At 58.0% G+C, this 22,691-nt stretch carries 15 protein-coding genes, 1 tRNA gene and 2 rRNA genes (1 of these 18 cut by a window edge); 14 read left to right on the top strand and 4 right to left on the bottom strand.

Annotated elements, in window-relative coordinates; all coding sequences use genetic code 11:
- The 3 genes from GRI43_RS08430 to GRI43_RS08420 form a co-directional block, all read left to right on the top strand.
- A 23S ribosomal RNA gene (locus GRI43_RS08430) occupies positions 1-1,417 on the top strand (it extends 1,375 nt beyond the left edge of the window).
- Between the two features lie 130 nt (positions 1,418-1,547).
- A 5S ribosomal RNA gene (rrf, locus tag GRI43_RS08425) occupies positions 1,548-1,662 on the top strand.
- A gap of 118 nt (positions 1,663-1,780) precedes the next feature.
- Positions 1,781-1,857, top strand: a tRNA-Met gene (locus GRI43_RS08420).
- 724 nt (positions 1,858-2,581) lie between these two features.
- Here GRI43_RS08420 and GRI43_RS08415 read toward each other — a convergent pair.
- Positions 2,582-3,736 carry a hypothetical protein gene (locus tag GRI43_RS08415; protein ID WP_160730536.1) on the bottom strand — a complete coding sequence of 385 codons (1,155 nt, stop codon included), beginning with the start codon at positions 3,734-3,736 and terminating at the stop codon, positions 2,582-2,584.
- A gap of 154 nt (positions 3,737-3,890) precedes the next feature.
- On the bottom strand, positions 3,891-6,281 hold the full coding sequence (locus GRI43_RS08410) for an outer membrane beta-barrel protein (protein ID WP_160730535.1): 2,391 nt from the start codon (positions 6,279-6,281) through the stop codon (positions 3,891-3,893).
- 291 nt (positions 6,282-6,572) lie between these two features.
- On the opposite strand from GRI43_RS08410, the gene GRI43_RS08405 reads away from it, so the two are divergent.
- Complete coding sequence (locus GRI43_RS08405; RefSeq protein WP_160730534.1) at positions 6,573-8,039, top strand: MFS transporter; 1,467 nt, start codon at positions 6,573-6,575, stop codon at positions 8,037-8,039.
- Here GRI43_RS08405 and GRI43_RS08400 read toward each other — a convergent pair whose 3' ends face one another.
- Complete coding sequence (locus GRI43_RS08400) at positions 8,040-8,516, bottom strand: MarR family winged helix-turn-helix transcriptional regulator (protein ID WP_160730533.1); 477 nt, start codon at positions 8,514-8,516, stop codon at positions 8,040-8,042. It lies immediately after the preceding gene.
- Between the two features lie 129 nt (positions 8,517-8,645).
- Here GRI43_RS08400 and GRI43_RS08395 point away from each other — a divergent pair, with 129 nt between their 5' ends.
- The 5 genes from GRI43_RS08395 to GRI43_RS08375 all read left to right on the top strand — a co-directional run bounded on the left by GRI43_RS08395 (position 8,646) and on the right by GRI43_RS08375 (position 15,221).
- Positions 8,646-9,608 (top strand): alpha/beta fold hydrolase, encoded by a 963-nt coding sequence (locus GRI43_RS08395; protein ID WP_202391618.1) that lies wholly within the window; start codon positions 8,646-8,648, stop codon positions 9,606-9,608.
- Between the two features lie 34 nt (positions 9,609-9,642).
- Positions 9,643-11,463, top strand: coding sequence for a flavin-containing monooxygenase (locus tag GRI43_RS08390; protein ID WP_160730532.1), 1,821 nt, complete (start codon positions 9,643-9,645; stop codon positions 11,461-11,463).
- A gap of 161 nt (positions 11,464-11,624) precedes the next feature.
- Positions 11,625-12,836, top strand: a complete 1,212-nt coding sequence (locus tag GRI43_RS08385; protein WP_160730531.1) for an acyl-CoA dehydrogenase family protein — start codon at positions 11,625-11,627, stop codon at positions 12,834-12,836.
- 16 nt (positions 12,837-12,852) lie between these two features.
- Entirely contained in the window at positions 12,853-13,923 is a 1,071-nt protein-coding gene (locus tag GRI43_RS08380; protein WP_160730530.1) for an acyl-CoA dehydrogenase family protein, read from the top strand.
- Positions 13,920-15,221, top strand: coding sequence for an MFS transporter (locus GRI43_RS08375; RefSeq protein WP_235903643.1), 1,302 nt, complete (start codon positions 13,920-13,922; stop codon positions 15,219-15,221). Before GRI43_RS08380 ends, GRI43_RS08375 begins: the two co-directional genes overlap by 4 nt.
- A gap of 9 nt (positions 15,222-15,230) precedes the next feature.
- On the opposite strand, the gene GRI43_RS08370 is transcribed toward GRI43_RS08375, so the two are convergent.
- Positions 15,231-16,970 carry a class I adenylate-forming enzyme family protein gene (locus GRI43_RS08370; protein ID WP_160730529.1) on the bottom strand — a complete coding sequence of 580 codons (1,740 nt, stop codon included), beginning with the start codon at positions 16,968-16,970 and terminating at the stop codon, positions 15,231-15,233.
- A 131-nt stretch (positions 16,971-17,101) separates the two neighbouring features.
- Between GRI43_RS08370 and GRI43_RS08365 the strand changes: the two genes are divergently transcribed.
- The 5 genes from GRI43_RS08365 to GRI43_RS08345 all read left to right on the top strand — a co-directional run bounded on the left by GRI43_RS08365 (position 17,102) and on the right by GRI43_RS08345 (position 22,558).
- Entirely contained in the window at positions 17,102-18,379 is a 1,278-nt protein-coding gene (locus GRI43_RS08365; RefSeq protein ID WP_420849990.1) for a serine hydrolase domain-containing protein, read from the top strand.
- 13 nt (positions 18,380-18,392) lie between these two features.
- Positions 18,393-20,429, top strand: a complete 2,037-nt coding sequence (locus GRI43_RS08360) for a 3-hydroxyacyl-CoA dehydrogenase NAD-binding domain-containing protein (protein ID WP_160730528.1) — start codon at positions 18,393-18,395, stop codon at positions 20,427-20,429.
- A gap of 162 nt (positions 20,430-20,591) precedes the next feature.
- Entirely contained in the window at positions 20,592-21,179 is a 588-nt protein-coding gene (locus tag GRI43_RS08355; protein ID WP_235903698.1) for a CC0125/CC1285 family lipoprotein, read from the top strand.
- Between the two features lie 37 nt (positions 21,180-21,216).
- Positions 21,217-21,357 (top strand): hypothetical protein, encoded by a 141-nt coding sequence (locus tag GRI43_RS08350; RefSeq protein ID WP_160730527.1) that lies wholly within the window; start codon positions 21,217-21,219, stop codon positions 21,355-21,357.
- A 25-nt stretch (positions 21,358-21,382) separates the two neighbouring features.
- Positions 21,383-22,558, top strand: a complete 1,176-nt coding sequence (locus GRI43_RS08345) for a TetR/AcrR family transcriptional regulator (RefSeq protein WP_160730526.1) — start codon at positions 21,383-21,385, stop codon at positions 22,556-22,558.
- The last annotated feature ends 133 nt before the right edge of the window (positions 22,559-22,691 follow it).

Raw genomic sequence — 22,691 nt, 5'->3', positions numbered from 1 at the left:
CCGGCCCCTAAGACGAGCCCGAAGGGGGTAGTCGATGGGAACCACGTTAATATTCGTGGGCCTGAAGATGTGTGACGGTTTGTGGAAGTAGTTTGTCCTTATTGGATTGGGCAGGCTGCCAAGCAGATCCAGGAAATAGCCTCTTCATATAGACCGTACCCGAAACCGACACAGGTGGTCAGGTAGAGTATACCAAGGCGCTTGAGAGAAGTATCCTGAAGGAACTCGGCAAATTGCCTCCGTACCTTCGGAAGAAGGAGGCCCCATCTCGAGGCAACTCTTGATGGGGGGCACAGGCCAGGGGGTAGCGACTGTTTATCAAAAACACAGGACTCTGCTAAGTCGGCTTCAAGACGACGTATAGGGTCTGACGCCTGCCCGGTGCTTGAAGGTTAAGAGGAGGAGTGCAAGCTCCGAATTGAAGCCCAAGTAAACGGCGGCCGTAACTATAACGGTCCTAAGGTAGCGAAATTCCTTGTCGGGTAAGTTCCGACCTGCACGAATGGCGTAACGACTTCCCCACTGTCTCCAGGATATGCTCAGCGAAATTGAATTCTCCGTGAAGATGCGGAGTACCCGCGGTTAGACGGAAAGACCCCGTGCACCTTTACTGCAGCTTTAGAGTGGTATTGGGAAAGAACTGTGTAGAATAGGTGGGAGGCTTTGAAACTTGGGCGCCAGTCCAAGTGGAGCCAACCTGTGAAATACCACCCTGTTGTTTTCTAATATCTAACCTAGATCCGTTATCCGGATCAGGGACCCTCTATGGCGGGTAGTTTGACTGGGGCGGTCGCCTCCTAAAGAGTAACGGAGGCGCGCGATGGTAGGCTCAGGACGGTTGGAAACCGTCTGCGAGAGTGCAATGGCATAAGCCTGCCTGACTGCGAGACTGACGAGTCGAGCAGAGACGAAAGTCGGTCATAGTGATCCGGTGGTCCCTCGTGGAAGGGCCATCGCTCAACGGATAAAAGGTACGCCGGGGATAACAGGCTGATGATTCCCAAGAGCTCATATCGACGGAATCGTTTGGCACCTCGATGTCGGCTCATCACATCCTGGGGCTGGAGCAGGTCCCAAGGGTTTGGCTGTTCGCCAATTAAAGTGGTACGTGAGCTGGGTTCAGAACGTCGCGAGACAGTTTGGTCCCTATCTGCCGTGGGCGTCGATACTTGAAAGGAGTTGCCCCTAGTACGAGAGGACCGGGGTGAACATGCCTCTGGTGTACCAGTCATGCCGCCAGGCGTGCCGCTGGGTAGCTATGCATGGACGGGATAACCGCTGAAAGCATCTAAGCGGGAAGCCTCCCTTAAGATAAGGTATCTTCGAGTCGTGATAGACCATCACGTTGATAGGCTGGGTGTGGAAGCGTAGTAATACGTGAAGCTAACCAGTCCTAATAACTCTGATCATGCTTGATGAATCCCACCATCAACGACAGGCCTGAAAAGGTGCTGCGCTTGATGATGTCGGAAGACATCCAGCCAGATCTACGACGCCTAATTAAACGTATCGCATCGATTAAACCCGCACATCCACTGGCTTTATTGCTTGGTGGCCATAGCGTCTGTGACCCACCCGATCCCATCTCGAACTCGGCCGTGAAACCAGACAGCGCCGATGGTACTAACGCTTAAGCGTTGGAAGAGTAGGTCGTCGCCAGGCATTATAGCTGGTGGGTGAGCGAGGAAAAAACCCATTCATATGTCAAAGGGCTGACCCCACAAGGGCAGCCCTTTTGGCGTCTCTAGGCTTCGCGCCTCGTGACGCCGCAAATCGGTGACGCGGGGTGGAGCAGTCCGGTAGCTCGTCAGGCTCATAACCTGAAGGTCGTTGGTTCAAATCCAACCCCCGCAACCACCGTTTTCAAGCACTTCAACACCCTGCGCCCTGCTGCAATCCAGCAGGGCTTCTGCGCGTCTGTATGACGCCCCTAATCGGGCCGAAGGCGGTACATCTGCTGTGGGGTAGTTTTGTCGAAATGCCGCCTGTGAGCTAACGATCCAATTGCGAACATTCACGCCATTCGCCATATTTGAAATATGAAGTGTCGAATGCATCCGGTCGTAAACATCATCTGCCATGGTGTGCAAAGGCCGCAAAGAAGATGGAAAAGGCCGCTTCTCGCTGTGCTATCGCTTCCGATTATTGCCTTCGGTGCGGTCTTAGTGTTCGCCAGTATCGCCGAGAAATTTTGGGTGTTGATGCTAGGGTTGCCGGTTCTCACGTATGGCTTGTTGGCCTTCATGGTCGCTATCTTGGGTTGCGATGAATGCGTCGCGAAAATTTATGGCGATTGGAAGCATGGCTGGCCCTAGGCCATCGACCAAATACATATTTCTGAGCCCATGGCCGCGGCGTTGATCAAGGTCGCGGCCAATTTCCCAATAGCGTGCAGCGAAGTCCGCTTCCCCCCCCCTTCGTGACTGATTTGACGAGCTTGTGATGTGCCAGAAACGGACGGGCTGCTAATGACCTGATAGCTGCCGTTCCGTGTTCGGATCGCGTAAGCGCAAATGCTGGTGCGAGCCAAGTATTTGGAAGCGCCGGCGATCTCAGGGGATCGCCAGCGCCCAATGTTCTATCAATCCGTGCTGTCTGCGGGGATTGCGTACTCATGGATGAAGTTGATGATCTTGCGCGCATCATCGGCAGCCTGAGAGAAGGCGCTTATCGATCCTTCTCCTGTGAAATCGACTCCACCAAAAATCACTTGATAAACATTGATTGTCGTGGGTGCCCACGTCCCGTCGGGCTGCTGAATGAGAACCTCGACTGTGACGCCTTCGTACATGTCGGAACGATCATAGGTGAAGTCGCTAAAATCAAAATTCGAATAACTGACGTCCCCAACTCTTTCGATGTTGATATCCAGAAACGCGTTGAGATAGGCGATTTCATCGATCGAGAACTGACCTGTCTTGTCGGTTGCAGCGGCCGCGAAGGACGCTGCGGCCAAGACATCGGCAGCGGTCAATTCGCCGTCGACCAGATAGTCAAATTCTGTGCCTGGCAAGTCGTCGACGCCGGGTATGGTGCCGGTCGTCATCAGGGCAATGTAAATTGCGAGGTTCTCCAACGGGGAATCGATTGTCTTGGCTTCACCGTCAACGGTCAATACCAGCCGGCCCGCTGCATCAGTTTCGATTGCGGTCGCTTCGTTGAGAAGTATGATCACCTCTTGCGCGCGGCGATCAAGAACCTGGGGCGGGGCTCTGCCAACGTTGAGACGGCCCAGTTCAACTTCAATCGCCAGTTCCGGATCAATCGGCGCGCCCTCTTCATCCAATGGGATGAGATTGCCATCTGCGTCGATCGGTTGGACGAAACCCTCCTCACTCAGGATCGGCACACCGTTTATGTCGCGCAGGATTACATACATGTCGCCAAACAGGTCGCCCTGCTTACCTGCCGTATCGGGTTTACCACCGCGGTCTGCGCTGCCGCCTTTCCCGCCTGCCCACGCAGGTTTGTCGGAATCGTCGTCGCCAGTGTCCGTGCCTGTTACGTCGCGGAAGATATCTTCAAGTCCGCCGCGCCTACCGCCTTGGCCGCGAGTGCCAGGCGCATCGCCTTTCTTGCCGCGCTGGCCCTGGGTTTCGTGATCGCTTCCGTGATCGGTATCTGTGTGGTCGTGATCGTCTGTTGAGCCACTATCATGGCCGCCGCCATGCTGTTGAAGCGACGCAGCTACCTCTGCCGAGGCAGGTAGGCTGTACCCTGCTCCGAAGACCATCATGGCAGCCATTGCGGTGCCATAGGGGAGAGCTTTCAAGCTAGTTTTGCTGACGTTTTTAAACATTTTTGACCTCACTTTGTTTTTATCTTTCCAAGCATCAATCCAGATTATTTTTCTGTCGTTACGTAGTGTTGCGGGGCTGCCGTTCGGCCCTTCAGAGTCTGAATAAGACGCCTATTCGGAACAGGTTTTCGCTGTTCTCGAATCCATCGGATGCGGCATCAATTTCGACATCGAAGCCGCCATAATCTGTGTGTGTGTAATCGAACCTGAGGGACGTTCTGGCTGCGATGCCGAGCTCGATGCCGCCGCCGGCACGGAGCCCGGTTTCCCAGTTGATTTCGCGGACGGACGCCGCCTGCGTTGCGTAGTCGGTTTCAAATCTCGTTCTGGCGAAACCCAGACGGCCATATACGTGCGCGGCTTTGCCCAATTGAAAGCCAACCCGGGCAGCAGCCCCAAAAGATAGCTCGTGTTCTGTGGAATAGATGCGACCGGTGGGTTCGCGTTCGATATTCCAGTCTATGTTGGAAATATCCGCTTCCAATTCGCCGCCGAAGATCAACCGGCCAGCGCGCGCAGACAGGCCAGCAACCAATCCGGCCAGCGGGCCTCCGCTAGCGCGATCTATAACGATCGGCGTTCCGCCCGAGCGTATGCCGGAGTTTTCGCTGATCAGTGAGCCGTGACCGACCTGAACCCCAATGTAAGGTCCGGCAAAATTGTGCGGTGGGAGATCCGTCTTCTGCTGTTCTCCGGTCTGGAAGCCGATACCGACGCGGAACTGGCTCTCCTTGCTGGAAAAATTGTCGAACCCTCCGTCTCCGGTTGGAATGTCAGTATCACCGTAAGACTGGAAGCCATATTCGGCGCGGAGAAAGCCCCGTCTGCCGGCGCCAGCTTCCATACCGACACCGAGCCCGGGGCCAAGCATGGTATCACTGATCGTAATCGAGGAATTGGCGTGGCTGTAATCGGTCCTGACCTTGGTCCAGCGCAGACCAAAGCGGGTGTAAAGTAGGTCGGAATGAGGGGTCACAATGCCCAAGCGTGCGTTCCCGCCAAATGAGTGGCGCTTGCTCACCGCAAAGTCTCGGCTCGCGATATGCTGCCAATCGGCACCATCAAGAGTGCCTTCGACTTCCAGGCCGAGATAGAATTGTCCGCTCACAACACCGTAGCCGCCGATTGCTGACAAGCTTGCGCCATCATTGCCGAAATCCGCAGTGTTCGCTCCGTCCCTGCCGCGCGGGCCATCGAGGGCGGTCACGATAGTCGAATGACCGAGCAGCAAGGCGCCATACGCCCCGGCTGGAGCATTGCCAGACGACAGGTTGAAACCCTGTCCCTCAGCGAAGCCTTTTCGAGCGCCCGTCTGCGCACCAAGGCGAAGGAAGAACCGGTTTTCATGAAAATCAAAGCCGGCGCGGTTCGAAGTTCGTTCGGCAAAATCATAGTCAGCGCCGATGTAAATCCTCGGGCTGAGCCAGAAACGGGACCAGATCTCGCTGGATAAAATGAACTCGGAGCGGGATACACCGACATAGTCCAGATGCGATCCACTGATCCCGAATCCGGCAGAGAAACGCGCCGTATTGGCGGCCTGAAGGGATAGTCGTGCGGTGCTGAGGATGTAGGCCGAAGAACCGGGCAGTGTGGTTTCCTCTACCGTTCGGTCGATGCGTAGATTGGCTGAAACACCGCGAGGGTCGCTCCAGTTGAGCAACGCGCCGAAATCCACCGTGCTGACGTTTTCCAGCGAGGGGTCGTCGAAATTCTGTTCCATGATGCCGGCGAAAATCTCGCCGCTGAGGCGCGGTGAGAATCTGTGACGGATCCCGGCGGTTGCCGTGTACCCGCTGGAACTGCGGGCGAAGCCGAAATCATCGAGCCGGGCGCTATAATCCCGCTCGTCGTAAGCGATCTGCAAGAAGGGCTGGGTGTCCGGGCTTGCCTGATATCCAAATCGGCCGCCCAACTCGTAGCGCACCCGGTCACGGTCATCATTGTTGATGGTGCCGCTGATTGACGGCACGTCGTCGAAATCGAGGTCTGCGACAGTGGCAGCGAGCCGAATGCTCAGGTCATCAGTGTCGAGCAAAAGCCCGGCAAAGCCATACGCCCGTTCGAATTGTGTTGGCTCTGTGCCATTCACATCGTCAGGCGACGAACGATTTTCATGATCCCATTGATAGCTGCCGCCGCCGACAATGGTGGCCCTGTCGCTGAGTTTCAGCCGCCCATCCAGCGTGAGCTCCCAGTCTTCATAATTTTCGGATGTATTTTCTTCATAGCGACCGATCAGGCCGCGCGCGCTTGCGGCGACGCGGTAAGCGCTATCCTGCGCAGACAGGTTTATTCGCGGGCGGATGACTGCGACCAGATCATCGATCCGCGAATTCTGGGTCGCAAAAATGTTGTCAGCGTATCCCACCGCCCCATCAAGGTCGGCGCTGAAGGAGACCTTGGCATCCGAAGCTTCGGCTTCAGCCACTTGTTCAACTACTGGTTCACTCTCCTGAGACTGGATTTCAGTTTGTGCCAATGCTCCGCTGCTTGCACATGCCGCAGAAGAGAGCATGAGAATTGCCTTGAAAGATTTTGGAATGTCGCGCCCCACCGATTTATTTTTCTTCGGGCCGAAACTAGGGTTCGCTTCATCAAGCGCGGTATCAGGATTATTCCCTAATCGCGTGCCGCAAAGATCCCGTGGCAAAAAGACGGGACTTGTATGTTAACCTACAATCTGTTCTCATCATCCCACCTTGGAGAGGGTAGGACATCGATGGTAGGAAACCGGCAAGCGGAAACACAAGCTGCGGCCGTTGCCGCTGGCATGACCGGCGCGGCGGGCGCCGAGGCTGGAGGCCGTTCGGCCGAGATACCGCCGCTGCGCCTGATCACGAAAATCGCTTACGGTTTTGGCGCGGTGGCCCACGGCGTAAAGGATCAGGGTTACAACTATTTCCTGATGTTCTTTTACAGCGCTGTTATGGGCCTGGATGCGGGCCTTGCTGGCCTCGCTATCTTCCTCGCACTTATTCTTGATGCGATCAGCGACCCACTGGTCGGGTATATCTCCGACAACTTCCATTCCCGCTGGGGCCGGCGCCATCCATTCATGTACGCTTCGGTCATACCGCTGGTGCTGGGTTATTATTTCGTCTGGACCCCGCCGGAGGGGATGAGCCAGATGGGCCTGTTCGGATATCTGCTTACCATGGCGATCATCACGCGGACCTTCATCACCTTTTACCAGGTGCCGAGCACCGCGATGATGCCGGAGCTGACCGACGATTACGATCAGCGCACGGATATTATGTCTTACCGTTATTTCTTCGGGTGGCTGGGCGGTGCATCGCTTTCCATCGTCACGCTCGCATTCTTCCTGGTCCCGACTGACACGATTTCGAACGGTTATTTCAATGTCCAGGGATACAGGACGTATGGTTTTGTCGCATCGTCGCTGATCCTGCTTAGCGTTCTGACTTGCAGCATCGCAACGCATGGCCGCATCAAGTATATGCGGGCCGCCCCGCCCAAGGAAAAGAAAACTGTGCGGGGTGTGTTTGGCGAGATTTTTGAAACTCTGTCCAACCGGTCTTTTCTGGTTCTGTTCGTGGCCGCTCTGTTCGGGGCGGCTGCAACCGGCGTCGGGGCAGGCTTGAACCATTATCTGATGGGATTCTTCTGGGGATTCAGCCCGCAACAGGTGTCCGGCCTGCAGCTCGCGCTGTTTATTTCCTGCGTTGTTGCCCTGGTATTGTCGCAAGTCATTTCGAGGAAGCTCGGCAAGAAGCAAGGGGCATTGCTGACTGGCGGAACCGCCATGATCATGACCCCGATGCCCTACATTCTGAGGCTGATGGACATGCTGCCGGCCAATGGTGAGGACGCGTTGTTCTATTTCATTCTAGTGTTCCAGATGATCGACGTTGCGCTGATTATCACGGCGCAAATTCTGATGTCGTCCATGATCGGAGACATCGTCGAGCAGAGCGAACTGAAAACCGGACGCCGGTCTGAAGGTATGTTTTTCGCGGCGATCAGTTTTTCCAAGAAATGCACCCTTGGCCTAGGTGGTTTCATGGTCGCAATCATTCTGTCGCTGTCGAATTTCCCCGAAGGCGCGCAACCTGACGAGGTGTCGCAGGCTGCCATCGACGGGATCGGTTTCTATTATATTCCGGTGATTTTCGGGCTGTGGCTGGCGATGATGCTGTGTGTTGCCGCGTATTCGATCAATCGCAGCGACCACGAGGCTAATCTAGCTGCGTTGAAGGCGCGCGAACGCGGCGAATAATCAGCCGAGCCCGACGCGCGCGTTCGCCTTGATCGCTTTCAGGACCTGAGTGGCCGTTTCCAGATCCTGCGGGGAGATTCCAGCAAACAGCTTTTCCGCGGCCGCATTTCCCAGTTCTGTCATTTGTGCTGCTGAGTCGATCGCCCGCTGGCTGGGGCGTACGCGCCTGACACGTCCATCGGTGTCGTCTTCGTGGCGCTGCAAATAATTCTTGTCCTCAAGCTGGCGGATCAGAACCCCCGCAGACGCGCGGCCGATGTCCAGCATTTCGGCAAGTTCACTCTGCGTCGGAGACCGTTTGTGAAGCACGGCCAGCAGCATGCGCCATTGCGCGCGCGTAAGCCCCAGTTTCTGCATTTCCCGGTCATAGGCGCGGCGCATCCAGCGTGTGCTGTCGCCCAGCAGATAGCTGAACCTGATCGCTTCCTCGATTGCCGGGCCGATTTCAGCAGCCGCGCCTTCATTGTCGTTTCTCATCAATTCCCCTGACCCAGCGGCGTTAACTGCATCAAGCCAAGCCCCTCATCAAGCGCCACCAGCATTGGGACCCCATTTACATATTAATATGTATTGATACAAATTGTCTGACGGAGAGGGATTACCGCATTGCACATACAACCGATCAAAGATGACAATACGCTGCTGCCGGAACCTGAAGGCTGGTTGGCATGGGTGCTGGGGCAACCGGTTTCGCGGGGTACTGCCACCGACCGGGGATGCCCGATCAATTATTTCGAGTGGGGCGACCCGGCCAACCCCCCGTTGATCTTGCTGCATGGGTTTCTCTCACACGCAGGATGCTTCGCAGCCATAGGGCCTTATCTGGCCAAGGATCATCACGTAATCGCATATGATCTGTCGGGCATGGGCGATTCCGGCACGCGCGAGCGCTATTCCGATGAGACACGCGTCGCCGAACTGATGGCGGTGGCCCGGCAGACCGGATTGTTCGATCACAAGCGGAAGCCGGTTATCATAGCCCATTCCTACGGCGGGAATGTCGCGATTGAGACGATGCAGGCGCATCACAGCGAGTTTGCCGGCGCGATCATCTGCGATCTGATGGCGCTGAGGCCGGAGCATCTGGCACGGCATTTCAGTGGCAACCGGCCGCCGGGCTCGCAGGACCCTGACCGGCCGAACAAGATTTATCCGGACTACGAAACAGCTCGCGGCCGCTATGTTCTTTCGCCCAAGCAGAAGGTGGAAGAACCCTATTTGCTCGAATACATGGCCTATCATTCCATGAAGCGGGTCGATGGCGGTTGGAGCTGGAAGTTCGATCCAGGCGTATTTCGCCGCGATACAACGCGCGAAGACAGGTGGGAAAGGCAGGGGCCGCGAATTGTCGAGGCACCGGGCCGCAAGGCGGTGATCTACGGCCAGCGTAGTTTGCTCTTCACCGACGATTCCGCCGATTATCTGCGCGAACTTGGCGGGGATGATTTTCCGATCATCCCTGTACCTAATGCCCGGCACCACCTGATGCTCGACCAGCCAATCGCATTTGCGACTGCGCTGCTTTCGGTGCTCGAAATGTGGCGTGCAGCCGACCGGACAGAACAATAACGCCGCGCAATTTTTCAAGAAGGACTGAGGGATAATGGCAGGCAACGCGCAACCGGCGGGTACGGCAGGCAGCATCGACAAGGAGGCCTTGCGCCGCAAATATGCTGAAGAACGTGCCAAGCGGCTGCGTCCTGATGGCAATGAGCAGTACCAGCGGCTGGAAGGCAAATTCGCCGCCTATGCAGAAGACCCGCATATGCCGGTCAAGCCGCGAGAGCCGTTGCGTGATCATGTGACGTTCGCTTTTATCGGGGGTGGATTTGCCGGGCTGGTCGCGGGCGCACGGCTGGCCGAACGCGGCATCACCGACGTCCGCATCATCGAGAAGGGCGGGGATTTTGGCGGCACGTGGTACTGGAACCGGTATCCGGGTGCGCAGTGCGACACAGCATCAATGATCTACATGCCGCTGCTCGAAGAAACCGGCCATATGCCGACCGAAAAATACGCGCATGGTCCGGAAATCCTCGAGCATTGCCAGCGCATTGGCCGGCAATATGGACTGTATGAAAATGCGCTCTTTCATACTGAGGTCGAAGCGCTGGAATGGTACGAGGCAGCGCATCGCTGGATCATACGCACCAATCGCGGCGACGAGTTCACCGCGCAGTTTCTGGGCATGGGCACAGGCCCGCTGCACGTTGCCAAATTGCCCGGTATCGAAGGGATCGAAAGCTTCGAAGGGAAAAGCTTTCACACCAGCCGCTGGGATTATGGGTATACCGGCGGCGATCCTTTTGGCGCGCCGATGACCGGGCTTTCGGACAAACGGGTCGCCATTATCGGCACCGGCGCAACTTCGGTCCAATGCGTCCCCCATCTCGCCCGCGCGGCCAAGGAACTGTATGTGTTCCAGCGCACACCATCCTCGATCGACGTGCGCAACAATCAGCCGATCGATCCGGAATGGTTTGCTGATGTCGCGCAGCCCGGCTGGCAAAAGCGCTGGCTCGAAAACTTCACCGCAAATCAGGCAGCCGGACCGGGAGCTTCGGAGGATCTGGTACAGGATGGCTGGACCGATATCGCAAAGCGCCTGCGCGCCCGGATTTTTACCCTACCGCCTGAAAAGATGAATCCGGAAGGGATGATGTCCGCATTCGAAGATGCCGATTTCGAGAAAATGGAGGAGATACGCAGGCGTGTCGATCAACTGGTGGAGGACCCGGAAACAGCACAATCGCTGAAGGCCTGGTACCGCCAACTGTGCAAGCGGCCATGCTTCCACGATGCCTATCTTCAGGCATTCAACACACCCGGCACACATCTGATCGATACAGGCGGCAAGGGCGTGGACCGGATTACGGAAACGGGGCTCGTCGCAGGCGGAAAGGAATATCCAGTCGACTGCATAATTTACGCCTCCGGCTTCGAAGTGGGGACGGATTACACGGCGCGGGCGGGCTATGATCCGGTCGGCCGCGGCGGCGTCAGGCTTTCCGAATATTGGGCCGATGGGATGCGCACGAAACACGGAATTCATGTGCGAGGTTTCCCGAACATGTTTGTTGTCCAGCCAACACAGGGCGCGAACCTGATTTCCAACATCCCGCACAATCTGACCGAGTCCGGCGCGACGATCGCGGCGGTAGTCGATGAAGCCATCCGAAGAGATGCGGCTGAGGTCGAAGTGACGGAAGAGGCGGAGCAGCAATGGATCGATCTGCTGCTTAGCGGTCCGGGTATGATGATCGGCGCGCAAGATTGCACGCCGGGATATTATAACAACGAAGGTCAGGAGCCGGGGCCAAAGGCCAAGCTGTCGGTCGGCTATCCAGCCGGAGCGATGGCGTATTTCAAGTATATTCAGGACTGGCGGGACTCGGGCAAATTCGACGGGCTGGAATTCCACTGAGATTTCACACGGCGTTTGGCGCGCGCCATCGGGGAAGTTTGCGAGCAGGCAAGCATTTCTCGTTCGCTTGTTGCCCAAACGCTGATCGCGGTTATATGTATGCAAGCATACAAAATGCTCGCCGGCTTCGAGCCGGACCGGGCTGATAGAGGAGACAGGCGATGGCAACACAGGTCGATAGTGCAGCAGCAAGCGAAGGGGATGCCTTTCGCGAGGAGGTCCGCCAGTTTCTGGCCGAGAATTTCCCCGCAGAGCTGAAGGGCAAGAACAATGCTCTCGCCAGCGTCGAGGGACCAACCGAGGAAAGCGATGCGCAGCGCCAATGGCGCGAAGCGATGGGCGCCCGCGGGTGGGGCACACCAACCTGGCCCAAGGAATATGGCGGCGGCGGCTTGACCAAGCCGCAGGCACGCATTCTCGATCAGGAAATGGCCAAGATCGGGGCTTTCAACCCGATTGGCGGCATGGGCGTGATGATGTTCGGCCCTACGCTCCTCGAATATGGCAGCGAAGAGCAGAAGAAAGAGCATATTCCGCCGATCTGCCGCGGTGAAATCCGCTGGTGCCAGGGATATTCAGAACCCAATGCCGGTTCGGACCTCGCCAACCTTCAAACCATGGCTGAGGACAAGGGCGAACATTACCTCGTCAATGGCCAGAAAACATGGACCAGCGGGGGCCAGTGGGCGGACAAGTGCTTCTGCCTCGTTCGCACCGATCGCAGCGACAAGCACAAGGGCATCAGCTTCCTTCTGATCGACATGGATACGCCCGGCGTCGAAGTGCGCCCGATCACGATGATCAGTGGCGCCAGCCCGTTCTGCGAAACATTCTTCACCGACGTCAAAGTGCCAAAGGAAAACCTGGTCGGCGAAGAGGGTAACGGCTGGACCATCGGCAAGCGTCTGCTTCAACATGAGCGGACCAATTTGTCGGGCGGTGGCAGCATGGCACGCCTGATGGGTGCGAGCATCGCCGATGTTGCCAAGCATTATGTCGGGACCGATGCGGATGGCCGGATTGATGACCCTGTTCTGCGCGACAGGATCGCAGATTTTGAGATCCGCTGGAATTCGTTCTTGCTGACTGCGCGCCGCGCGGTGGAAGAAAGCAAGGCGCAAGGCGGCGTCTCGGAAATCAGTTCAGTACTCAAGAAACTTGGCACCAAGCTGGGTCAGGAACGTGCCGAGATGGCGATTGAAATCATGGGTCTCCAAGGTCTCGGCTGGGAAGGCGAGGGTTTCACCGACAAGGAACTTGCCGGTGTCCGCGGCTGGCTCTTCGGGAAAGCCACCACGATTTATGGCGGATCAACCGAAATTCAGAACAACATCATTGCGAAGCGTGTCCTCGGCATGCTCGATCACCAGTAAGGGAGGGCACAGAACGATGGCCATTCTCAACGAAGAACAGGAAATGCTGCGCGATATGGCGCGCGATTGGGCGAGCAAGGAAAGCCCGGTCACCGAATGGCGCAAGGTACGCGCCGGCGGTCAGCCGGAAGCCTTCAGCCGCGATGCCTATTCCGCAATGGCGGACATGGGCTGGACCGGGGTGATAATTCCCGAAGAACATGGCGGTTCAGATTTTGGCTGGCTTTCGGCCGGTCTCGTGATCGAGGAATTGGGCAAGACGCTGACGGCAAGCCCGCTGATTGCGAACACAGTGGCAGCCTCTGCGATCATTCTGGGCGGAAGCGAAGAACAGAAAGCTGCCTGGCTACCGAAACTTGCCAGCGGGGAAGCAATCGCAACGCTCGCGATTGACGAGAGCGCGCGGCACAACCCCGCTGCGATAGAGACCAGCGCTGCGGGTGGTAAAGTGTCAGGCACGAAGGCATTTGTGCACGAGGCGCATAGTGCAGATCTGTTCGTGGTTGCGGCCAAGGATGGGCTCTATCTGGTCGAAAATGGTCAGGGAGTTTCCCTGTCGTCCCGTAAGCTCGTCGATTTGCGAAGCCATGCAGAGGTGAGCTTCGACGATGCGCCTGCGCAAAAGCTGGAGGGCGGCGGCGACGATCTGCTTGAACAGGTGCTCGACCGTGCACGTATTTTGACTGCGTGCGAAATGCTGGGCATGGCGCAGGCGGTGTTCGATACGACGCTCGATTATCTGAAGCAGCGTGTGCAGTTCAATCAGGTGCTGGCCACTTTCCAGTCCTTGCAGCACCGCATGGCAGACCTGTTTGGCGACCTTGCTCAAATGCGTTCTGCGGTTGAGGGCGGTCTTCAGGCGCTCGACAGCGGCTTTGGTGTCGCCCGTGCGGCGACAATCGCCAAGGCAGAAGCAAACCGCGTGCTGCACGCTATCAGCCGCGAGGGCCTGCAATTGCACGGCGGTATCGGGATGACCGACGAATACGACATCGGTTTTTATCTCAAACGCGCCCGTGTGCTTGAGGCAAGCTGGGGCAGCACGCCGTGGCTGCGGGGCCGGTTTGCCGGGATCAGCGGGTATTGAGCGACACTCTCGCCGGCACTGGCGAGGCGAATGAGGCGCGCCCGGATGGAGACGTCTGGGCGCGCCATTCTGCGTTTGTGGAAAGCAACCTCAAGCGCAACTACACCGCAAATCTGATCCACGGTGTCTTCGGGATGACCGGGTTTAGGTTGATTTATGCACCGACCATCATCCCCGCCTACATCTTTTTCCTGACCGGCAGTGCGGCAGCAGTCGGTTTGGGTGCCGCGCTGCTGCAAGTGGGCGGCACGCTTTCCCCGATCCTGTCCGGCGCGCGGATCGAAAGCCGCAACCGGATTTTACCCTACGCTATTTCGGTCGGTTCGATGATGCGGGTGATGGTGCTGGCGCTCGCGATCGCGGCATGGATGCTGGAAGGCACCGCGCTGCTTGTGGTGACGCTGGCTGCTTTCCTTCTGCTCGGCTTTTTCAGCGGAGCGCAGAGGGTCGCGTTTCAGATGCTGATGGCAAAACTGATCCCGATGGACCGGCGCGGCAGATTGCAGGGCATTCGCAACATGATCGGCGGGATGATTGCAGCGGTCCTTGCGTGGGTCGCCGGGCATTATTTCATCGAGCAGCAATGGTTCGGTAACGGCTATGCGACGACGTTTCTGCTCGCGTTTCTTTTGACAACAGTCGGGCTGGTCGTACTGAAACTGGGGATCAGGGAGCCTGATGCACCGCGCCTGCGCCCGGCAATTCCGCTGCGCGAAAGGTTTGCTCAATTCGCCATGCTGCTGTCCCATCGCGGTTTCCGTGCGTTTCTGATTGCCCATGCATTCGGCACAATTGCGCGCGTCGGATTGCCGTTCTGGACGCTGTATGTCGGCGACCGCATGGGAATGGACGGTGCGCTGATCGGCACGCTCAGCCTGGCTTTCCTGGGGGCGGATACGGTTTCAAATCTGGTCTGGGGCGGGGTGGGCGACCGCTATGGCTTCCGCCTGGTCTATATCGGTGCCTTGCTGAGCAGTCTGGCGGGCATGGCGCTGCTCGTAATCGGCAGCGGATGGATTGTGATCGCCGCGTTCGTCGCGCTGGGCTTCGGCTTCTCCGGATGGATGATGGCGGCGGTGACGCTGGTGCTCGAATTTGGCGAGCATGAGGACATACCCATGCGTCTCGCTCTGCTGACAACCACAGAAGGGGCTATTGCGTCGATCGGGCCAATCGCTGCCGGTCTGGCTGTTGCGGCGATGGGCTACACTCCGCTGATTGTCGCGGCGTTTGTCTCGCTGGCAGCGGCTCTCCTGTTCGTTCTGATACTGGTCAGAGAGCCGCGCCGCTTCGGTTGAACGCCCTGATTAGCTGGTGAAGAAGGACTGGAGGTCTTTCTTCAGGATTTTCCCGTTGGCGTTGCGCGGCAAAGTGTCTTCGCTGAAAGCAATGCGGACGGGGATTTTGAACTTCGCAAGCCGTTCCCCGACCCATGCGCGCAATTCGTCTTCGCTTGCCTGCTCTCCGGGGGCCAGGTGAACGACTGCCGCCGGTTCTTCTCCCAGCTGGGTATGCGGCAAGCCGATCAGCGCGGCATCGGTGACCGCCGGATGATCGTAGAGGACATTCTCGACCTCTGATGAATAGATGTTTTCACCGCCGCGAATGATCATGTCCTTGGCACGGTCGACGATGTAGCAGAAACCCTCGCCGTCCAGTTTGGCAAGGTCGCCGGTATGCACCCAGCCATCGGTGAAGGTGGCTGCCGTGGCCTCTGGATTGTTCCAGTATCCTTTCACGATCATCGGGCCGCGCGCCCACAGCTCGCCGACTTCGCCCACGGGCAATTCCGCCGTGCCGTCCTCATTCATGATTTTCAGGTCTGCCACAGCGACAGGCGGGCCGCAGCTGTCCGGGCGGTTGAGATAATCTTCAGAGCTATGGCCGGTCACTGTGGCCATGGTTTCCGTCATGCCCCAACCATTCCCGGGCAATGCGCCAAACACCTCGCGGATCTTGCGCACCAGTTCCGGGGCAGCAGGCGCGCCGCCATAGGCGATGGCTTCGAGGCTGGAGAGGTCGTAATTTTTCCGCTCTGGATGTTCCAGCAATTGCCATGCGATTGTCGGGACGCCGCCGGTGACGTTGACCTTCTCGCGCTCGATAATCTGGAATGCTTCGACCGGGTCCCATTTGTGCATGAAGATCAGTTTGTTGCCCGCGGCGATGCCCCCCATCAGGTTCGCCGAGCAGGCTGTCACGTGAAACAGTGGGATGACCATCAGGCCGGTTTTTGCCACGGGCTCCGGCGGTTGTTCACCGCGCCTCAGCGCGGCACAGGCGGCGTTGAAACCGCTTGAAAGGATGTTGGTGCACAGATTGCGGTGGGTGCCCAGTGCGCCCTTGGGATTCCCTGTTGTGCCGCTTGTGTAGAATATCGTCGCGTCATCATCAGGATCGATTGAAACATCGGGCAGGTCGGCTAGCGGGAGGCCGGCGAAATCTGCCGGTGTTCCGATAATGCTTTCCAGCGTCGCGGCATCTGCCGGCTCACCATCGGTGCGCGAAACGATCGCGGCTTCCAGGTCCGGGCAATCCTGCCTGTGCGGTTGGATCCTCTCCCACCGTTCGGCATCGCAGACCAGAATGCGTGCGCCGGAATTTTTCAGGCCGTATGCCAGTTCGGGGCCGGTCCACCACGCATTCAGCGGAACGCAGATCGCGCCGATGGTCACTGCGGCGAAGAATGCCACCGGCCATTCCGGCAGATTGCGCATAGCCAGCGCGATCCGGTCGCCCTTCCTGATCCCGCGCGTCTGAAATTCGTGCGCCAGTGTGGCGACCGCGCGGTACCACGCATCGTACGTAACCCGCTCTCCTTCGTAGACCGTGAACTCCCTGTCGCCGTGCGACCTGCCCAGTTCCGCAATTACCCTGAGGTTGGTCGGCGCATTCTTCCACACGCGGGTCGGTACGCCGCGGATATCGATGTTCTCCATCTCGAATCTCGCGCCAGGGGCGGTCAGCGCTGCAACGCAGTCTTCGCGGCTCATCGCAGGCCAGCCTTCGGGCGCAGTCCAACCAATCGCCTGTGCGAGATCGCTCATCCTTTTTCCCCTCCAAGATTTTTTACCGTGGCATCGGCCCGGTATTGTATGCAAACATAGTATTCCCGACGATGGCACGCGGCGCGGCGGAAAAACAGGCAAAAACGTAGCGCCGCCCAATCAATTCGTTAATGGGGTATGTTGAAGAAGAGGAATTGGGGAGAGACATTCGCATGTTCGATCTGGCGAAAGCACAGGATCAGGGTTTCGACGCCGAAAGGCTGGACCGGATTCCTCGATTTCTGGCGAAAACCTATATCGATAATGGCCGGTTGCCCAATGCGCAGCTGGTCGTCGCGAGAAACGGAGAGCCCGTTCATTACACCCGGCTCGGCAAGATGGGCGATGACGGGCGCGACCTGAAAGACGATGCGCTGTTCCGCATCGCTTCCATGACGAAACCAGTCACTTCCATTGCGTTCATGCAGCTTGTCGAACAGTGCAAGATCGCGCTGGAAGATCCGGTCAGCCGGGTGTTTCCCGAATTTGCGGACCTGGCAGTATATGGCGGCGGGGGCGGCGCGGTGCCATTCGCCCCCGGCAAACCCGCTGCACAGATGCGGTTTGTCGACCTGATGACGCACATGTCGGGTTTCACCTATGGTTTGCAGAACCGGAACAACATCGATGCCGCCTATCGCGAGCATGATTTCGACTTTGCGCGGCATCACCTTTCGTCAGACGAGTATGTTTCCAAGCTGTCGCAGCTGCCGCTCGAATTCTCGCCCGGTGAAGGGTGGAATTACTCGGTTTCGACCGATGTGCTGGGCATCGCGGTAGAGCGGATTTCCGGAATGCGGCTGGGTGAGTATTTCGAAAAGCACATTTTCGGCCCGCTCGGCATGAAAGACACGGCGTTCGGCGCACGCAATGATGGGAAGGAGCGGCTGGTCGATGCCTACGCCTATCGCCCCGGCGCGGAACCGCGCATGATCGACACCGGCGCGAGCAGCAAGCTGAACCACGAGGGCAGTTTCGACAGCGGCGGAGGCGGGCTGGTTGGCTCCATTGCGGATTACCACCGTTTCGCAACCATGCTGCTGAACGGCGGCGAGCTGGACGGGGCCCGGATCATCAGCCCCAAGACCTTGCGGCTGATGCGGACCAATCACCTGCCCGGCAATGCCGACCTCACACAGATGTCCAGCAGCCTGTTTTCCGAAGCCAACAATGCCGGCACCGGTTTTGGCCTTGGCTTTGCGATGGTGATCGACCCGGCAAAGGCGCTGATGCCGTCCAGCATGGGCGAATTTTACTGGGGCGGTGCCTATTCGACCGCTTTCTTTGTCGATCCTGTGGAACAGATCACAATGGTCTTCATGACGCAGGTTTATCCGTCTTCGATCTATCCGATACGGCGCCAGATCAAAACGCTGATCTATTCCGCCCTTACCGAAACATACGCCTGAAGGAGCGCAACCAATGACTTCACCAATCCGCACCGAACTGCATGACGACGTGCTTGTCGTGATCTCTGACAATCCGCCGGTCAACGCGCTTGGCCAGGCTGTCCGTCAGGGCTTGAAAGACGCAATTGAAGGCGCGCTGGGCGATGACCGGGTCAAGGCGGTGGTGATCCGCTGTGACGGGCGGACTTTCTTCGCGGGCGCCGACATTACCGAATTCGGCAAGCCGCCGCAGGGCCCGAACCTGCCGGAAACACTGGATGCGATGGAAGCCAGTGACAAACCGGTCGTCGCCGCGATCCACGGTACTGCGCTAGGAGGCGGCTGCGAAGTTGCGCTGGCCTGCCATTACCGGGTCGCCGTGCCCAGCGCGAAAATCGGCCTGCCCGAAGTCAAACTCGGCCTGATCCCCGGCGCGGCCGGAACGCAGCGCCTGCCGCGCCTTGTCGGGGCAGAGGCCGCCTTGCCCATGGTGGCAATCGGCAATCCGATCGCAGCGAAGAAAGCGCAGTCCATCGGGCTGATCGACGCACTGGTCGGCGAAGACAGTCTGGAAGCAGACGCGATCGCCTTCGCGCGTTCGAAAATCGGCCAGGACGTGCCGCGTTCTTCTGAAGGCACCGCCAATCAGGACGGGGTCAAGAACCCTGACCTGTTCGACGAATTCCGCACCAGGCAGGGCCGCAAGATGCGCGGTTTCGATGCCCCCAATGCCGCAATCGAAGCGGTCAAGGCGGCGGGCGAAATGCCCTATGCCGAAGGCGTCAAGAAGGAACGCGAACTGTTCATGAAGCTGATGTCCGGCACGCAAAGCGCGGCCATGCGGCATTATTTCTTCGCAGAACGTGCCGCCAACAAGATTGACGATGTTCCGGCAGACACCGAGATCCTGCCGATCAAGAAAGTCGGCATCATTGGCGCCGGTACCATGGGCGGCGGGATCGCGATGAATTTCCTGTCCGCAGGCATCGCAGTGACGATCCTGGAAATGAAGCAGGATGCGCTCGACCGCGGCACCAGCGTGATGCGCAAGAATTACGAAAACACGGCCAAGCGCGGGCGCATGACCGGTGAACAGGTCGAACAGGCGATGGGGCTGCTTACGCCGACCCTCGAATATGATGACCTCGCCGATTGCGACCTCGTGATCGAGGCAGTGTTCGAAAATATGGATGTGAAGAAAGAGGTTTTTGCCAAGCTGGATGAAACAGTGAAGCAGGGCGCGATCCTGGCATCCAACACCAGCTATCTCGACATCGATGAAATCGCGACTGCGACCAAGCGGCCGGGATACGTGATCGGGCTGCACTTCTTCTCGCCCGCGAACATCATGAAGCTGCTCGAAGTGGTTCGCGGTGCAAAGACCCGCGGCGATGTGCTGGCCACGGCGATGAAACTGTCGAAGAAGATCGGCAAGGTCGCCGTTGTGTCCGGCGTCTGCCCCGGATTTATCGGCAACCGCATGCTGTCGAAGCGGCAGGAGCAGGCCAACCAGTTGATCATGGAAGGCGCAAATTACTGGGACGTAGATGATGTTCTGCTGGAATTCGGTTTCCCGATGGGGCCGTTCCAGATGGGCGATCTGGCGGGGATCGATATTGGCTGGCACCGCGATCCTACCAAGGTCACCACAATTCGCGAGGCCCTGTGCGCAGTCGGCCGTTTCGGGCAAAAAGCGGGCAAGGGCTTCTATGATTACGACGAGGCCCGCCAGCGCACGCCATCCGATGAAGTGAAGCAGATCATTGCTGATTTCGCCGCGAGGGAAGGCAGCGAACAGCGCGACATTTCGAAGGGAGAAATCAAGGAGCGCCTGCTCTACCCGATGGTCAATGAAGGCGCGAAGATCCTGGACGAAGGAATGGCCCAGCGCGCGAGCGATATCGATGTGGTCTGGATCAACGGTTATGGCTGGCCGCTGTTCACCGGTGGGCCAATGTTCTGGGCAGACACCATTGGCCTCAGCACGGTTGTCGAAGGGCTGGAAAAGCACGGTCTCGAAGTCAGCGACTATCTGCGCAACAAGGCCGAGAAGGGCGAAACCTTCAACTGAGCAGACATCGGCGCCGCTGCGCTTTTCAGCAAGCGGCGCCGACCTGCCAGTCGCGTGATTGTGAACAGTCCCGGGGATTTACGTATAGGATCAGGTGCCTGACCAAGTTGGAATGCAGCGGACCGGCAAAACGTCGCCGGCCGGCTACTGGAGACTTGAAGTATGCGCCTTTACCCGAAGATTGCCCTGGCCGCTGCAGCGACAGCAATGCTCGCCAGTGCAGGCTGCACCTATCGCAGCACCCCCTATCAGCCGCTGTCATCCGCAAACGAAGTGGCCGGTGGCTATTCGGACGAACGTCTTTCGGATCAGCGCTACCGCGTGTCCTTTGCCGGGAACAGGCTCACTTCCCGCGAGCAGGTCGAAAGCTATCTGCTTTTCCGGGCAGCGGAGCTAACGGCCCAGCAAGGGTATGACTGGTTTGCGATTGAAGACCGAGTGCTTGAACGCGAGGTCGAACGGCAGATCCGCCGCGATCCGCTTTATGACCCGTGGTACGGTCGCTACTACGGTGATTGGCAGCCATATTGGCGGTATTACGGGCCGAGCGGCTGGCGGGCGTGGTACCCCTATTACGGTCATTCATTCTGGACCGAACACGTCGATATCCGGGAGGTCGAACGTTTCGAGGCCACCGCTGAAATCCGGCTGGGCAAAGGCGAAACCCCCAACAGCACAATGCGGGCTTTCAACGCGCAGGACGTAATCGAAAGGATCGGTCCGCGGATCGAATACCCCGGCGAGAAATAGCACCGTTGTTGGCGCCGCCTCAAAACGGGGGGCGCGCATGAGTAAAGCCGGCCAGCGAGCATATCTGGCAAACAGATACGTTCGCATGGCCGGTTTTTCTGCAAGCAGCGAAGGCATCGGCGATGCTCGGCCGAAAGCCGTGATACTGAAGTTCGGATTGCTGCCAGCTTGGCTCTGACGCGACCTTGGGCTAATTGCGGCGCATGAGACGCGATCAAATCCTGGACGCAGCATCGGAGTCGTTGGCGCTTGGGAGCGTTGCCGATCTCGATCTGGCGGAGATCGCAAACAAGGTCGGATTGAAACCGACAAGCGTGCGGTATTATTTCCGAAACCGAGAAGATCTGGCGGAGGCTCTCTATCATCGCCGGCTTGAAGAGCTCGAGGAAAGTCTCGCTGCTGCGGAGGAGCAGGAAAGCTTGTCCGGCGCTGTTGCGACCATTTTCGATATCGAACTCCAAAATTACGCGCTGTATTTAGAAGGCAAGGCCAACCGCCGCAGCCAGCTGGGCGAAGTTCGCACGCTGCACCGGTCGCGGCGCAGCCGGGTGGGGGCGCGCTACAAGGAAGCGCTGGAACGAACCCGGAAGTTGCTGAATGACCGCGTCAATCCGGCGGATGAAACGGTGCCGCTGGCGGCCGCTCAATTGCTGCTGGAGAACCTCTTCTGGCTGCCCGCATGGATCGATGATTTCCGCGATTGGGAATTCGGGTATGTTCGTGACCAGCTGACGGCACTTACTTGCGGGGGTATTTTGCCGCGCACTGTCAGGCCGAACTGGAAGGTGCTCGACGAAACTGATGCCGGAACCGGGAAGGCAATCGACAATGCAGCATTCCTGCGGACTGCCACTCAACTGATTTGCCGCAAGGGTTATCGGGGCACGTCGATTGATGCGATTGCCGCGGAGCTCGGGGTCACGAAGGGAAGTTTCTACCACCACAACCGGATCAAGGAGAGCCTGGTCGAACAGTGCTTTGAAGAAAGCTACAACCGGATGGGCGAATTTCAGCGCAAGGCCGCCGAAATGGCCGGAAATCCGGTAGACTCGATCGCCACTGTGCTGGCCTCCATCATTCGCGTTCAGCTGGAACAGAAGGAACCTTTGCTGCGCGCGTCGGCGCTGCCCGGCCTTCCGCGCGCGATCCGGATGGCTACAATCGAACGATCGAAGCCGGTGACGCGCTGGTATGCGAGCGAATTGTCACGCGCTGCTGCAAATGGCGGAGTGAACCCCGTCGATCCGAACATAGCTGCGCAATTCATTTCGATTGGTGCCAATGCGACTTACGATCTTGCCCGCTTCCACAACTATAATTCAACCCGCGACAGCATCGCCAATTGCCTGCGTTTGATCTTGTACGGTGTAGTAGAATAAGTATGGCTTTTTGGTGCATAAAGAGCACATATGCAGGGGTTGAATTATCATATTTGTAGGTTCAGTATGGCCTCGCCGGGAGAGGGCGCTTCAATTCGATAGGGTGGGTCAGGTGAAAAATCGCCGGCTACCC

It is taken from the genome of Pontixanthobacter luteolus (genome assembly GCF_009828095.1).
GTDB classification, from domain to species: Bacteria; Pseudomonadota; Alphaproteobacteria; order Sphingomonadales; family Sphingomonadaceae; genus Pontixanthobacter; species Pontixanthobacter luteolus.
The sequence above is the reverse complement of the archived record's forward strand: the minus strand, read 5'-3'. Positions and strand labels throughout refer to the sequence as shown.